This window comes from Streptomyces sp. NPDC043870, assembly GCF_056435785.1.
The window spans coordinates 86,725-102,147 of record NZ_JBWKDT010000013.1 but is presented as its reverse complement, the minus strand read 5'-3'; the positions used below and the strand labels follow the sequence as shown (position 1 = coordinate 102,147).

The following is a 15,423-nucleotide window of genomic DNA, read 5'->3' as shown; positions in this document are numbered from 1 at the left end:
GCGACAGGGGCGGGGCGATGGAGCAGACACACACCAGCAACAACGGCGCCGCGTCGTACTCGACGGCCAGTGCCCAGCGCCGGGTGCTGGTGGTCGAGGACGACACCACGATCGTGGAGGCCATCGGCGCGCGGCTGCGTGCCGAGGGCTTCCTGGTCCAGACGGCGACGGACGGGCCTGCGGCCGTCGACGCCGCCGAGGCCTGGCAGCCCGACCTGATGGTTCTCGACGTGATGCTGCCCGGCTTCGACGGGCTGGAGGTGTGTCGCCGGGTGCAGGCCCAGCGGCCGGTTCCGGTACTGATGCTCACGGCCCGCGACGACGAGACCGACATGCTGGTCGGGCTCGGCGTCGGCGCCGACGACTACATGACCAAGCCGTTCTCGATGCGTGAGCTGGCTGCCCGGGTGCACGTCCTGCTGCGCCGGGTGGAGCGTGCGGCGCTCGCCGCGGTGACACCGCGCAGCGGCATCATGCGCCTCGGCGAGCTGGAGATCGACCACGCCCAGCGCCGGGTCCGCGTCAAGAGCGAGGACGTGCACCTCACGCCCACCGAGTTCGATCTGCTGGTCTGCCTGGCGAACACCCCGCGGGCGGTGCTCTCCCGGGAGCAGCTCCTCGCCGAGGTCTGGGACTGGGCGGACGCCTCCGGTACGCGCACGGTCGACAGCCACATCAAGGCGCTGCGCCGCAAGATCGGCGCCGAGCGGATCCGTACGGTCCATGGCGTGGGCTACGCGCTGGAGACCCCGGCGCCATGAGCCGGCCGAGCCGGCTCCGGTCCGGGCTGGGCTCGGTCGCGATCTCGATCAAGACCAAGCTCGGCGCCCTGGTCGTGGTGTCGGTGCTGATCACTTCGGGGCTGGCGCTGGTCGCCATCAGGACCGGTGCGGAGCTGCGCTACATCACCGTCTTCGCCATGATCACCACGCTGCTGATCACTCAGTTCGTGGCGCACGGCCTCACCGCCCCGCTGGACGAGATGAACACGGTGGCGAAGTCGATCTCCCACGGGGACTACACCCGGCGGGTGAGCGGCGCGGACCGCCGCGACGAGCTCGGCGACCTCGCGAACACGATCAACCGCATGGCCGACGACCTGGAGGCCGTGGACCGGCACCGCAAGGAGCTGGTCGCCAATGTGTCGCACGAGCTGCGCACCCCCATCGCGGCGCTCCGCGCGGTCCTGGAGAACGTCGTGGACGGCGTCTCGGCCGCCGACCCCGAGACGATGCGTACGGCGCTGAAGCAGACGGAGCGGCTGAGCCGGCTGGTCGAGACGCTGCTGGATCTGTCCCGGCTCGACAACGGTGTGGTCACGCTCAAGGCACGGCGCTTCGAGGTCTGGCCGTATCTGTCGGGCGTGCTGAAGGAGGCCAATCTGGCGGCCGGCCGGCGCGGGCTGCCCTCCGGCTCCGGCAGCCACACCCGCAAGGACGTCCATCTGCATCTGGACGTATCGCCGCCCGAGCTGACCGCGCACGCGGACGCCGAGCGGCTGCACCAGGTGATGGCCAATCTGATCGACAACGCCGTGAAGCACTCCCCTCCGCACGGCCGGGTCACGGTCCGTGCCCGCCGCGGGCCGGGGGACGAGTCGCTGGACCTCGAGGTGCAGGACGAGGGTCCCGGCATTCCCGAGTCGGAGTGGCACAAGGTCTTCGAGCGTTTCAACCGCGGCAGCGTCCCGTCGCCGCACGGTCCCGGCAGCGACGGCGGTACGGGCCTGGGCCTGGCGATCGCGCGCTGGGCCGTCGAGCTGCACGGAGGCCGGATCGGGGTGGCCGAATCGGAACGCGGCTGCCGCATCCAGGTCACCCTTCCGGGAATCCCTCAGCAGCGTGGTTGACGTAGGGTTCGAAGCGTAAGCAATCCGGAAGCCCGCGTTCTTCGCGTCGGTGACCGGGGAGCACACAGGGGTGCGGTCCCGGGGGCCGCAGCCAGGCTCTCGCGTACCCTTACCAAAGGGGAACCACACTTGTTTCCCGCCATTTCCTGCGCCGAAACCGGCTGTCCGGTGTGACTTAGGCGACGATGACCACGCCCGGCCTGCACCTCCCGGCCGTGGAGGCGTAGCCTTTATTTCCGCTGTCCATCACCTTGTGAAGCGGAAGAGGGCGGTTGCCGCCGTGTCGTCTCAGTCCCCCAGTAACTCGAGCACTTCGACCGACCCAGACGGGCAGGGGAAGAACCCCGCTGCCGCGTTCGGTCCCAATGAGTGGCTCGTCGACGAGATCTACCAGCAGTACCTCCAGGACCCGAATTCGGTCGACCGTGCCTGGTGGGACTTCTTCGCCGACTACAAGCCGGGCGCCGCCGCCGCGGGGGCGGCGGAGCCCGCTCCCGCCGCCGAAGGCACGCCGGCGCCGAGCTCCGCACAGGCTCCGGCGCCCGTGACCCCCACGGCCCCTGCCGCGCCCGCGGCTCCCGCCGCCCCGGCTCCGGCTCCGGCGAAGCCCGCCCCCGCCCCGGCCGCTGCGGCCCCGGCTCCGGCCAAGCCCGCTGCCGCTCCGGCCCCGGCGAAGCCCGCCGCCAAGGCGGCCGAGCCGGCCAAGGCCGCTGCCGATGGCCCCGAGCTGGTCACCCTCCGCGGCCCCTCCGCCGCCGTCGCGAAGAACATGAACGCCTCGCTGGAGCTGCCGACGGCCACGTCCGTCCGCGCCGTCCCGGTGAAGCTGCTCTTCGACAACCGGATCGTCATCAACAACCACCTCAAGCGCGCCCGGGGCGGGAAGATCTCCTTCACCCACCTCATCGGCTTCGCGATGGTGCAGGCGATCAAGGCCATGCCGTCGATGAACTGGTCGTTCGCGGAGAAGGACGGCAAGCCGACCCTGGTGAAGCCGCCGCACGTCAACTTCGGCCTCGCCATCGACCTGGTGAAGCCGAACGGTGACCGCCAGCTGGTCGTCGCGGGCATCAAGAAGGCCGAGACGCTGAACTTCTTCGAGTTCTGGCAGGCCTACGAGGACATCGTCCGCCGCGCCCGCAACAACAAGCTGACGATGGACGACTTCACCGGTGTCACCGTCTCGCTGACGAACCCCGGCGGCCTCGGCACCGTCCACTCCGTGCCGCGTCTGATGCCCGGCCAGTCGGTGATCATGGGCGTCGGCTCGATGGACTACCCGGCCGAATTCCAGGGCACCTCCCAGGACACCCTGAACAAGCTGGGCATCTCCAAGGTCATGACCCTGACCTCGACGTACGACCACCGGGTGATCCAGGGCGCCGCCTCCGGCGAGTTCCTGCGGATCGTCGCGAACTACCTCCTCGGCGAGGACGGCTTCTACGACGAGATCTTCGAGTCGCTGCGCATCCCGTACGAGCCGGTGCGCTGGCTCAAGGACATCGACGCCTCCCACGACGACGACGTCACCAAGGCCGCCCGCGTCTTCGAGCTGATCCACTCCTACCGGGTCCGCGGCCACGTCATGGCCGACACCGACCCGCTGGAGTACCGCCAGCGCAAGCACCCCGACCTGGACATCACCGAGCACGGGCTCACCCTGTGGGACCTGGAGCGCGAGTTCGCGGTCGGCGGCTTCGGCGGCAAGTCGATGATGAAGCTCCGCGACATCCTCGGCGTGCTGCGCGACTCGTACTGCCGCACCACCGGCATCGAGTTCATGCACATCCAGGACCCGAAGCAGCGCAAGTGGATCCAGGACCGCGTGGAGCGCCAGCACGCCAAGCCGGAGCGCGAGGAGCAGCTCCGCATCCTGCGCCGCCTGAACGCGGCCGAGGCGTTCGAGACCTTCCTGCAGACGAAGTACGTCGGCCAGAAGCGGTTCTCGCTGGAGGGCGGCGAGTCCGTCATCCCGCTGCTCGACTCGGTCATCGACTCCGCGGCGGAGTCCCGCCTCGACGAGGTCGTCATCGGCATGGCCCACCGCGGCCGCCTGAACGTCCTGGCGAACATCGTCGGCAAGTCGTACGCGCAGATCTTCCGCGAGTTCGAGGGCAACCTCGACCCGAAGTCCATGCACGGCTCCGGCGACGTGAAGTACCACCTGGGCGCCGAGGGCACCTTCACCGGCCTCGACGGCGAGCAGATCAAGGTCTCGCTCGTCGCCAACCCCTCGCACCTGGAGGCGGTCGACCCCGTCCTGGAGGGTGTGGCACGGGCCAAGCAGGACGTCATCAACAAGGGCGGCACGGACTTCACCGTCCTGCCGGTCGCCCTGCACGGTGACGCGGCCTTCGCCGGCCAGGGTGTCGTGGCCGAGACGCTGAACATGTCGCAGCTCCGCGGCTACCGCACCGGCGGCACGGTCCACATCGTCATCAACAACCAGGTCGGCTTCACCGCCGCCCCGGAGTCGTCGCGTTCGTCGATGTACGCGACCGACGTGGCCCGCATGATCGAGGCGCCGATCTTCCATGTGAACGGTGACGACCCGGAGGCCTGCGTCCGCGTGGCGCGGCTCGCCTTCGAGTTCCGCCAGACGTTCAACAAGGACGTCGTGATCGACCTCATCTGCTACCGCCGCCGCGGTCACAACGAGGGCGACAACCCGCAGTTCACCAACCCGCAGATGGTGAACCTGATCGACAAGAAGCGCTCGGTGCGCAAGCTCTACACCGAGTCGCTCATCGGTCGCGGCGACATCACGCTGGAAGAGGCCGAGCAGGCGCTCCAGGACTTCCAGGGCCAGCTGGAGAAGGTCTTCGCGGAGGTCCGCGAGGCCACCAGCCAGCCGGCTCCGGCCCATGTCCCGGACGCCCAGGCCGAGTTCCCGGTGACGGTCACCACCGCGGTCTCCCAGGAGGTCGTCAAGCGGATCGCCGAGTCGCAGGTCAACATCCCGGACCACATCACCGTCCACCCGCGTCTGATGCCGCAGATGCAGCGCCGCGCGGCCTCGGTGGAGGACGGCACGATCGACTGGGGCATGGGCGAGACCCTGGCCATCGGCTCGCTGCTGATGGAGGGCACCCCGGTCCGGCTCGCCGGCCAGGACACCCGCCGCGGCACCTTCGGCCAGCGCCACGCGGTCCTCGTCGACCAGGAGACCAACGAGGACTACACCCCGCTGCTCTACCTCACCGAGGACCAGGCCCGCTTCAACGTCTACGACTCGCTGCTCAGCGAGTACGCGGCGATGGGCTTCGAGTACGGCTACTCGCTGGCCCGCCCGGACGCGCTGGTCATGTGGGAGGCGCAGTTCGGTGACTTCGTCAACGGCGCGCAGACCGTCGTCGACGAGTTCATCTCCTCGGCCGAGCAGAAGTGGGGCCAGACCTCCGGCGTCACCCTGCTCCTGCCGCACGGCTACGAGGGCCAGGGCCCGGACCACTCGTCCGCCCGCCCGGAGCGCTTCCTCCAGATCTGTGCGCAGAACAACATGACGGTCGCCATGCCGACGCTGCCGTCGAACTACTTCCACCTGCTGCGCTGGCAGGTCCACAACCCGCACCACAAGCCGCTCATCGTCTTCACCCCGAAGTCGATGCTGCGTCTGAAGGCCGCGGCGTCGAAGGCGGAGGAGTTCCTCACCGGCGGCTTCCGCCCGGTGATCGGCGACACCGCGGTCGATTCGGGCGTGGTCGACCCGGCCGCCGTCCGCAAGGTCGTCTTCACGTCCGGCAAGGTCTACTACGACCTCGATGCCGAGCGTCAGAAGCGCGGCGCCAAGGACACCGCGATCATCCGTCTGGAGCGCCTGTACCCGCTGCCGGGTGCCGAGCTCCAGGAGGAGATCGCCAAGTTCCCGAACGCCGAGAAGTACCTGTGGGCCCAGGAGGAGCCGGCGAACCAGGGTGCCTGGCCGTTCATCGCGCTCAACCTGATCGACCACCTGGACCTGGCGGTCGGTGCGGACGTCCCGCACGGCGAGCGGCTGCGCCGTATCTCCCGTCCGCACTCGTCGTCCCCGGCCGTGGGTTCGGCGAAGCGGCACCAGGCTGAGCAGCAGCAGCTGGTGAACGAGGTCTTCGAGGCCTGAGTACGAACGGAGGGCCCGGCCCGCGCGAGCTGATCGCGTGGGCCGGGCCCTCCGGCGTTGCCGCGCCGGGCGGTGTCCGGGTCAGATGGTCTGCGGCTCGAAGTCCCAGTAGGGACGGTTGCGGGAGCGCGCGGAGACCGTGTGGACGTGCTGGGGGCCGAGCGTCGCCGCGAGATCGCCGAGCGCCTCCGCCTCCACCTTGTCGGCCCGCTGACGCTCCCGCAGGCCGCGCAGGTCGGCCGCGTACGCGATCCGCGAGGACAGCGTCAGCGGATGCGTCCGGCCGAGGACCTCGGTGGCCCGCTCGATGGTGGTCCTGGTCAGCTCGGCGGCGCTCTCCGGATCGCCCACCAGGTTGCGCAGGGCCGAGGCGTTGATGGCGCAGCCCAGTGTCCAGGGGTGGTTCTCGCCGACGGCCCGCTCCATGTCGACGAGCGCGTTCTCGACGAGTACGTGCGCCTGTTCCCGGTCGCCGACGTTGCGCAGGATCAGGGCGTGGTTGCCCCGGGTGCCCGCCACGTACGGGTGGCTCTCACCGAGCATGTCGGCATAGCCACTGACGACGCGTGAGCTTATGTCCCTGGCCTGGTCGATGTCTCCGTGCTCCCGTGCGAAGCAGCACTGGCTGGCGGCGAACATCATGGTGAGGGGGTCGTTCTCGCCGAGGACACGCTCGGCGCGCTCCAGGACCCGGGTGAAGACCTCCTCGGCCTTTCCGCGGTCACCCATGCGGTAGTGGCACAGGGCCAGGTTGTGCTCGCCCCGCAGGGTCTGCGGATTGTCCCGGCCCATGACGAGCCGGTGCACGCGGACGCTCTGCGCCTGGAGGGACTCGGCCTCGTGGTAGCGGCCGAGCAGTCGCAGATCCGTGGCGTAGTTGATCTCCGAATAGAGCGTCCAGCTGTGCCGGGGCCGCAGCAGCTGCTTGCGTGCTTCCAGAGTGCGCCGGTTGAGCTCCAGGGATTCGGAGTACCGGCCGAGCAGCCGTAGCGACATGGCCAGATTGTTCTGGGCGTTGAGGGTGCGCGAATCCTGCTCGCCCAGCAGGTCCCGGTACGCGGCGAGGAGCCAGCTGGACAGCTCCAGGGCCTCGTCGTACCGTCCCAGCCCGCGCAGATCGGCCGCGAGACCGCCGGCTGCCCGCAGGTGCTCCAGGTCCTCCGGGCCCCGTTCGGCGCGCAGGTGCTCGACGGCGGCGCGCTCGATGGCTTCCGTCCCGGCGTAGTCGCCGAGGGCACGGTTCAGGTTGCCGTAGTGGTAGCTGAGGTCCCAGATCCTCGGGTGGGTGTCGCCGAGCAGCTCCTGCCAGGCCCTCATGGCCCGTTCGCCGAGTTTGATGCCCGCCCGGTACTCGCCGGAGAGGTACATGTAGCGCAGGCAGTTGAGGACCAGGGTGTGGACCGCGGGGTCGGTGCTTCCCAGCACGTCGGCCGACTTCAGGTGCGGGGTGATCTCCGCGTACCGCGGCCAGAGCCGGGTGTCGGTCGGGCGCCCCGGATCGGCGCCGGCGAGGGCCCTGCGGACGACCTCGACGAACTCGCCGCGGTCCCGCTCGGGCATGTCCTTGTGGACGATCTGGTGCACCATGCGGTGCAGATAGAGCGACTCCCCGGCCGACGACGCCTCGTCCGCGAGCGACTCGTGCGACTCCAGCCGTACGACCGAGTACTGCCGCAGCTGGGCGATCGCCTTGTTCCACAGCAGCGGGTCGTTCATCAGTCCGGACAGCTGCTCCGGGAGCGCGCCGGGGGGCATTTCCTTCAGCAGCCGCACGGGAACGGAGCCCGGGGCGAAGAAGGTGCACAGACGCAACAGGTCGACGGATTCCGGGACCGTCTCGCGGAGCTTGTTCAGCAGTATCGACCACGCGGTCTGGAAGGCCAGCGGGAAGTCGGCGGAGACCTTGACGACGTCCTGGTCGATGCCGCCTTCGAGGAGCTCGATGTACTCCTCGACCGACATGTCGGAGTCGTTGAGCCAGCCCGCCGTCTGGTCGAGCAGCAGCGGGAGGTCCTCCAGCGCGTGTGCCAGCTGGTCGGCCTCGGAGTGGGTCAGGCGCGGGGCGCGGCGGCGGATGAAGGCGACGGACTCCTCGCGGTCGTAGACCGGCACCTCCAGCAGATTGCTGTTGTGCTCGCTCCACTCCGGGTTGCGCGAGGTGATGAGTACGTGGCCGGGGCCGGTCGGCACCAGGTCCCAGATGTGCTCGGGCTCGTCGGCCCCGTCGAGGACCAGCAGCCAGCGCGAGTACGGCTCGCCGCGGCGCAGCGCGTCACGGACGGCGCGCAGCCGCTCGCCGTACTCGGCGCCGGTGGACAGGCCCAGCGCCGGGGCGAGTTCGGCGAGCTTCTGCCGGTAGGTGACGCGCTTCTCGGCGGACACCCACCACACGACGTCGTACTCGGAGCCGAAGCGGTACACGTATTCGGCGGCCAGTTGGGTCTTGCCCACGCCCGACATGCCGTGCATGGTCACGACGCCCGCGCCGGGCCCGGCGTCCTGGAGGGCGTGGTACGCCGAGTTGAGCAGGCTCTCGCGGCCGGTGAAGCGGGTGTTGCGGCGCGGCACGCCGCCCCATACCTCGGGGGTGTCCGCGGGGTAGCGGGGGCCCTGGCGCGCATCCGCCGGCGCCGCGAGCGGTTCGGTGGGCAGGTCGAGGCGGGCGAGGAGGCGCCGTTCGGCCTCGTCCGCGCCGACGTTGGTGAGGTCGGCGGCGGCGAAGACGGCGGTGGCGGCAGGGAGGGTGGAGGTGGTGACGGAGACGGCGGCGAAGCGGTCGGGGTCGGCGGCCACCACCTCGCGCAGCGCCCTGTTCCACTCTTCGTGGCTGCGCGGGCCCAGCTGGAAGTACCAGTCGCTGAGCAGGACGAGGATGCGGCCGGGGGCGAGCATCAGGTCCTGCAGGTTCTCCTCCAGCGGGGTCTGTACGGGCGGGTCCCAGCGCTGGAAGACCACGCGCATGCCGCGCCGTTCGAGCCGGTCGCCGATCCAGGCGGCCCAGGCCCGGTTGAAACCGGCGAAACTGATGGTGACGGTACGCGCCCCGGTTGCTCCAACTTGCTTACGCGCTCCGGGCATTCAACCGTCTCCCTGCTTCGTGGCAATCCATATGAACATACAACGGGACGCGGCTTCACCGCTGAGTTCCGTTGCGCTGGCACCAGATCACGCGCGCGGTGTTGACATATGCCGCCGCCCTCGCCAAGTGCCCCAAAGGGGGCGGACGATCAGCCAGATGGTCGTAGAGCGCGATCATCTCGTTGACCACGGTCCTCCCCTCCCGGGTGAGCGCCCCGGAGGCCGCGAGGACGGGGAGGACCGCTCCGACCTGTTCCCGGCAGCGGGCGTGCTCGGCCCAGGCCATGTCACGGTGCGGGACGCTCTGCGCGCCCAGCGCGAAGCGATGCCAGTAGTCGGCGAGCGCGAGGTGCGAGTACGCCCCCTGGAACAGACCGTCGAAGGGCCGGGGGTCGGGCCGCCAGGGCGCGAAGTGCCGTGGCACGGGGTCCTCGTGGTGCAGCGGGGTGTGCGCGCAGAGGGCGGCCAGTTTGGTGTGCTGCAGCTCGTGGACCAGCGTTGCCGCGAAGTAGGCGGGCGTGGACGGCTTGCTGCTGAGGACGGCGCCGAAGGCCTCGCGCCGGGTGCCGCTGCAGTGCGAGGCGCTCTCGCCGCTGGGCCCGGAGCCGGGCGGCGGCGCGAGTGGCACCAGACAGCGCAGCAGGACCGCCGCCTCCGTGACGCGGTGCTCGCCACCGATCCGGAGCAGGGGCTCGACCCCGGACCACGACTCCGCCCATTCCTTGCGTTCGCTGTCGTCGAGCCCGGCGGCGGCGCTCAGCCCGTGCCGCTCCAGGCCGCTGTCCGCGGTGCGGTACGGATGGAGGTCGTCCAGGGGTACGGGGCCGGCGTCCGGCAGCATGGCGGGCAGGGTGAGCACGGACTGCCAGCGCGGGTCGTCGCAGTGCGCGGCGCCACCGGGCTCCGTCCGTACGGTGACGGTGAACGCCGCGGCTCCGGACCGGCGCAGTGTCAATCGTCCGTCGTCGAAGGCGAGATCGACGGGACCTGCTGAGGAAGCGCGCAGACTCCCGAGGGCCGGGAGCGCCAGCAGACCGTCGTGGGCGGTGAGCCGGGCCGTGAAGGACAGCCCGGCGCGGATCGCGCACGCCGCGGCCAGCGCCCCGAAGTGGTTTAGATCCACTGTGAGTTGAGGCTCCGGGGAAGGACCGGTCAGTCCGTGCAGACAACGCTGCGCCCAGGGGCCGGTCAGCGGATGGAGCAGCAGGGCCCGCACGGCGCCCCGGTCCGCGCGGTCGGCGGCCTCCAGCAGCGCCCAGTCCTCGTTCAGCCGCCGCAGCGCCTGCGGTGCGCAGACGTCGGCCGGGGCGGCCCGCGCCGCGTCGAGGAGTGCCCGCAGCAGCACGAGCCGGCGCGTGTGCTGGTCGCGTACGAGCAGACCGAGGGCCTCGGCCCCGCCTTCGGTACGGCCGAGTTCGCGCAGGACCCGCTCGGGGAGCGCGGGGCTCACCGGACGGCTCCCGCGGTTGCGCCGGCCAGCCGGCCCGCCACATGGCGGATCAGCCGGTCGAGGTCGGCGCAGTAGACCGACGGGTTGGTGAAGCCGCCTCCCGCCCGGTAGCGGTGGGCGTAGTGGCCGCCGCCGCAGACGGTGAGCAGCGGGCAGGCGCGGCACTCCGCGGCGAGTGCGGCCGCGCCCGCCTGCCGGGCGGCGATCCCCGGGTGGTCCAGCGCGTCGTCGAAGGTGTGGCGGAAGACGTCCAGTCCGGTGGCGGCGGCCGTGTCGTAGGCGGACTTGAGGGAGTCGACCTGCTCGATGGCGCCGTCGGTCTCGACGACGACGGCGTTGACGGGGTCGAGCCCGAGGGATTCGGTGGCACCGGGCAGGCCGAGGAGCAGGGCGATGCACTCCTCGAAGAGCCGGATCCGGGTCTCGCGCCGCCCCGCGGGCCACCACCGGTCGAAGACGGCGACGAGCCAGTCCCCGTAGGGGGCCTTCTGAGCCGTCCCGGCGACGGACGACACGGCCGAAGGCCGTCCCGGGGGGCCGGGGGCGCAGCCCGCAGGCGTGCCGAGCCCCGGCGGCGGACTCGTCCAGTTGCCGTGCGGCAGCAACAGATCCACGGCCGGGGGCTCGAGCGTGAGCAGCGACTCGTACATCTCGACGGGGTCGGTCCGCGGATCGACGACCGTGAGGATGCCCGCGTACGCGTCCGGATGGCGCTCGGCGAGCAGCCGGGCCCCGCGCGAGGCGGCGGGCCAGGACGGCCGTCCCGCGTGGTCGGTGCGCCGGGTGTTGTGCGCGGCCAGGCCGCCGTCGAGGCTGAGACCGATGCGTACGCCGTGGCGGGCGAGGGTGCTGACGCGGGCGTCGGTGAGCAGGGTCGCGTTGGTCTGCACGGTGGCGTGGACCGTGCAGCGCGCCGGCACCCGGTCGCGTACGAGCTCGGTGAAGGCCGCGAGCCGCCCGGCGCCCGCGAGCAGCGGCTCGCCGCCGTGCAGGACGAGCGAGAGTTCGCGCAGGGCGTGCGCCTCGGCGTGCTCGGCGATCCGGGCCGCGGTGCGGTCGAGGACCGCGGGCGACGCGGCCGCGGGCCGGTCCTGCCAGGTGCGGTCCGGGCCGGCGTAGAGGTAGCAGTACCGGCAGGCCAGATTGCAGCGGCCGTGCGCCTTGACGATGAACTGCCCGAACGGCACACGGGGCATCGTCCGACGAGACACTCCGGCACCCCCATGCTTCACGTACCGTGGGACGGCCCCCGCTGCCGGTCCGAGGCGAGTATCCCTGGCGGGCCCGTCGGGCAAACCCGCACCAGGGAAGGTTGTCCTGTTCGACGGAGTCCCGGGCCGAAACCGTGCGGCTCAGAACGCGTTGGTGAAGCCCCAGAGCATCTCGCGCGGCCGCTCGGCGCGGCCCCGCAGATCCTCCAGCACTTCGGACAGCACCGGGTGGTCCAGCGTCCGCAGCTCCTCCAGGTCGAGGCCCAGCAGATCGGGCAGCTCGCCCCGTGGCTCGTCCGGTCCCGCCGCACCCTTGTGCACCGACTCGCTCATCACGCCTCCCCGTTGCCGTGTCCGCGCCCCGTGTGCCGCGGACCCGCGCTCATCGCTCCAGCTCGGCCAGCCGCTCCGCGGTGGCTGCGCCTTCCGCTCCGCCGCCCTCCGGCAGCTTGCGCCAGTCCCGGGCGGCGGCCCGGTACGCCTCACGTGCCGCCCGCGGCCGGCCCGCCTCCTCATACGTCCTACCCCGCCAGTGGTTGGCCCTAGCACCCAACACCACGGCGTCTTCGCGCAGTTGTGGATTCTCCAGCTCCGCTTCGGCCGCCCGGGCGGACTCCGCCGCGCCGCGGAACGCCTCGGCGGCCTCGTCGAGCCGGGCGGGTCTGCCCAGGCTCTCGTACGCGGCCAGATGGGACCTGCCGAGCTCCAGCCAGCAGTCCGCCGCGATCAGCGGATCGCGCGCCTCCCGCGCCGCGAGCCCGAAGAGATACTCGGCCTCGCGCAGATCCACCCGGTCGTCCGTCGCCCGGTGCCGCAGCATCAGTGCCCGGCCCAGCATCAGCAGTCGCTCGGCCTGGTGCGCGCTGCCCGCCGCCGTCTCCGTACGGCAGTCCCGCAGCACCCGGACCGCTGTGCCGATGTGCGCCCGGCCGTCCGCCAGTTCCGCGCGGCGCAACAGGGCGCTGCCCCACTCGGCGAGCAGATCGGCATGCGCCTGGGAGTCGCGCGGGACGCCGCGCGCGGCGCGGGAGAACGACTCGGCGGCACGTTCGAGCCGGGCCGGATCACCGGACCGGTCGTACTGGTGCACACCGGCGCGCCCCGCCCTGGTCTGCAGCGACGCGCGCAGCCGCGGCTCCTGGACCGTCTCGAGCGCCTGCTCGATCAGGGTCTCGGCCTCGTCGACACCGTCGCCGGACCGCAGCAGGGCGTCCACCAGGTCCAGCAGGATCCGCTGGCGGCCGCCCGCGGTCTGCCCGCCGCCGTCCGCGACGAACGCCTTGCGCAGCGAACGCGCCGCCTGCCCCGCGTACACCAGGGACTGCTCGGCGTCGGCCGTCGCCCCGGAGAGCCGCAGCAGCGTCCTGCCGTGCGCCAGCGGCAGACTCACGGGCCGGTTCTCCTGGTCGGGCCAGACGTCGGCGAAGGCCTCCAGCATGCCGACGGCACCCTGCAGCAGGGCGGTGTCACCGCCGAGGCGCCACTGGGCCTCCAGCGCGCGCACCCGTTCCAGGGTGAGCCGCAGGGCCTCCGCGGAGTCGAGACCGGGCGCGGCGCAGGCCGCCGTGTACTCACGGTCGGCGCGGCGCAGCAGCTCCAGCGCGCCGCGCCGGTCGCCGCGGCGCCGCCGGTCGTCGGCCGCGGCGTGCAGGACCTTGGCCAGGACGGCCCGTTCGCGTACGGCACCGGGATACGCCGAGGCCCGTTCCGCCGCGCGCTCGGCCTCCCGCAGCAGCTCGCTGCCGCCCTGGACCTCCCACAGCCGCAGCAGGCAGCGCGCGAACTCCGCCCACAGCTCGGGGTCGGAGCTCGCCCGCGGATCGCGTTCCGTGGCGCCACGCAGCAGCTGTACCGCGTCCATCAGGTACTGCACCATGCCGTCCGCCTCGAACTGCCGCAGCAGGGTGCGGGCACGCTCCACCGCGGCGTGCGCCGTCCGGCCTGGGTCGGGCCGCTCGACGCTCCCGTACGGCGCGAACTGCTCGGGAAGCGGCATGAACCGTTCCAGGACCCGTGCCGCGACCTCGGCGAAGGGGTGCGGAACGCGCTGCTTGCCGTTCTCGCCGTTGTCACCGTTGTCGCCGTTCTCGCCGCCGTCGTCGTCCGGGCCGCCGGGCGGGTACGGGCTGTGCCTGCCGTCGTCCAGCTGGGCGAGGGCGAGGGCCGGGAAGTTCGGCCCGCCCTTGCCGAAGCGCTGCTCGATGTACTCCGAGCAGTGCTTGAGCACGAGCAGCGCCTCGTCCCGCCCCAGCGGTCCGAGCAGCGCCTCCTGGACGCCCGGGGCGAACTCGTACCACTGTCCGTCGTCCCGGCCGCCGCCCTTGGCGCGCGACAGCAGTCCGCTCAGCAGCACCTCGGCGAGCTCGGAGGGTCCCGAGTCGGGCAGCATCGTCCGCTGCACCAGCTGCATGACGGGCAGATACAGCGGGGCCGCGGCCAGATAGACCGCGAGCTGTCCCGCGGCGGGGGAGGCCGCCGACCGGAAGGCGCTGACCAGCCGGAGGGAGGAGGGCCTCGGGCCGGGGCGGGCGGCCGGCGCGGCGGGATGGTCCGTACGCACCCAGCCGACCGCGCCGGAGACCCGGCCCGCGCCGGTGCCCGACAGCAGCCTGGCCCAGGCGCCGAGCGCGCCGGCGACCGGCGGCAGTACGGGGACGGGCAGCTCGCCGTGGACCGCCCGGGGCGGCACCGCGGACTCGTCGGTGACCTTCAGGACGGCCGCGCCGGCGATGCCTTCGCCGCGGGAGAGCACACCGTAGGTGACGGGCAGCCTCGTACGGCTCCACAGGCGCTGCGGCAGGGGCTGCACGACGGCGGCGGGTGCCTGCCGGGCCAGCTGGTGCAGTAGCCGGTGGGCGCGTCCGCTGTGCCACAGGGGTCCCGCGCAGTCGCTGAGCAGGACGGTGACGCGGCGGCCCGTGGGATCGCTGAGCCGGTCGGCGGAGTGCAGCGGCGCGGCGGCCGCATCGAGACTGCGGCTGACCACGGGCGAGCCGTCGGGCCCCTGGTGCAGATAGCGCACCTGGACATCCCGGAAGGCGCCCAGCCGGCCGAAGATCTGCTGGAGTTCACCGAACAGCCGGTCCCACACGCGCATCGACGAGGAGGCGTCCATGACGAACTGCAGCAACGCGTCCGCCCGTGAGACGCCGCGGAACACGGGGATGATCAGCCCGCCCGCGCGGGCGCTCTCCTCCGCGGTCGCGTGCTCGTCCAGGGTGGTGCGCAGCGGCGGCGTGGCGGGCCGGTAGCGCTGCAACGGGCGCAGGGCGCGCTGCAGTTCGAGCGGCGCGGGGAGCGTGGGGGCAGCCGGTACGCCGACGGTGAGCGCGGCGGATCCGGTCGCGCGGGCCGTGGGCGGCGCCTCCTGGCGCGGTACGGGGTACAGGGCGATGAGCCGGTCCTCGCCCATGACGTGCGGCGGGGGCGCGGGGGCGTCGTCGTCCGGCGCGTCCGGGGCCGCGGCGGGTGTTCGTGAGGCGGTGGCCGACGGCGTCGCCCCCTCCTGCGGGCCCGGGCGGATCGCGCCGGGCTCCGTGCCGGGCTCCGGCGGTGGCTCCGGGCGCCGGGTCCACCGGGCCAGCCAGAGGGCGTCGCAGAGCTGTTCGGCGTCGGGGTCGAGGCCGGCTTCGCGCAGCCGGGCGACGAGCGCGGGCAGCAGCCCGCCGTCGTACGACCGCGCCCCCTCGTCCACCGGTGGGCCGGCGGGTCCGTGCCGTGCGCTCGCGTCGGGCAT

Annotated in this window: 8 protein-coding genes; 3 read left to right on the top strand and 5 right to left on the bottom strand. The window is 72.1% G+C overall.

Annotation, left to right across the window (positions count from 1 at the left end; all coding sequences use genetic code 11):
• Positions 1-17 precede the first annotated feature (17 nt).
• From AC0699_RS18615 to AC0699_RS18605, 3 genes are all read left to right on the top strand, one after another.
• The gene (locus AC0699_RS18615; RefSeq protein ID WP_453667254.1) at positions 18-761 is read left to right on the top strand and encodes a response regulator transcription factor; all 744 of its coding nucleotides are present in this window, start codon (positions 18-20) and stop codon (positions 759-761) included.
• A complete protein-coding gene (locus tag AC0699_RS18610) occupies positions 758-1,849 on the top strand; it encodes a HAMP domain-containing sensor histidine kinase (RefSeq protein WP_469769532.1) in 1,092 nt (363 codons plus the stop codon). Before AC0699_RS18615 ends, AC0699_RS18610 begins: the two co-directional genes overlap by 4 nt.
• A gap of 280 nt (positions 1,850-2,129) precedes the next feature.
• The gene (locus AC0699_RS18605; protein WP_478661279.1) at positions 2,130-5,948 is read left to right on the top strand and encodes a multifunctional oxoglutarate decarboxylase/oxoglutarate dehydrogenase thiamine pyrophosphate-binding subunit/dihydrolipoyllysine-residue succinyltransferase subunit; all 3,819 of its coding nucleotides are present in this window, start codon (positions 2,130-2,132) and stop codon (positions 5,946-5,948) included.
• Positions 5,949-6,029: 81 nt separating this feature from the next.
• Here the strand turns inward: AC0699_RS18605 and fxsT are convergent, their stop codons facing one another.
• From fxsT to AC0699_RS18580, 5 genes are all read right to left on the bottom strand, one after another.
• Positions 6,030-9,026, bottom strand: a complete 2,997-nt coding sequence (gene fxsT, locus AC0699_RS18600; protein WP_478661277.1) for an FxSxx-COOH system tetratricopeptide repeat protein — start codon at positions 9,024-9,026, stop codon at positions 6,030-6,032.
• 55 nt (positions 9,027-9,081) lie between these two features.
• Positions 9,082-10,476 (bottom strand): aKG-HExxH-type peptide beta-hydroxylase, encoded by a 1,395-nt coding sequence (locus AC0699_RS18595; protein ID WP_478661275.1) that lies wholly within the window; start codon positions 10,474-10,476, stop codon positions 9,082-9,084.
• A complete protein-coding gene (locus AC0699_RS18590; RefSeq protein WP_478661273.1) occupies positions 10,473-11,672 on the bottom strand; it encodes an FxsB family cyclophane-forming radical SAM/SPASM peptide maturase in 1,200 nt (399 codons plus the stop codon). The genes AC0699_RS18595 and AC0699_RS18590 overlap by 4 nt, the downstream gene beginning before the upstream one ends.
• A gap of 156 nt (positions 11,673-11,828) precedes the next feature.
• Positions 11,829-12,020, bottom strand: coding sequence for an FxSxx-COOH cyclophane-containing RiPP peptide (fxsA, locus tag AC0699_RS18585; protein WP_478661270.1), 192 nt, complete (start codon positions 12,018-12,020; stop codon positions 11,829-11,831).
• Positions 12,021-12,069: 49 nt separating this feature from the next.
• Positions 12,070-15,423, bottom strand: a complete 3,354-nt coding sequence (locus AC0699_RS18580; protein ID WP_478661268.1) for an SAV_2336 N-terminal domain-related protein — start codon at positions 15,421-15,423, stop codon at positions 12,070-12,072.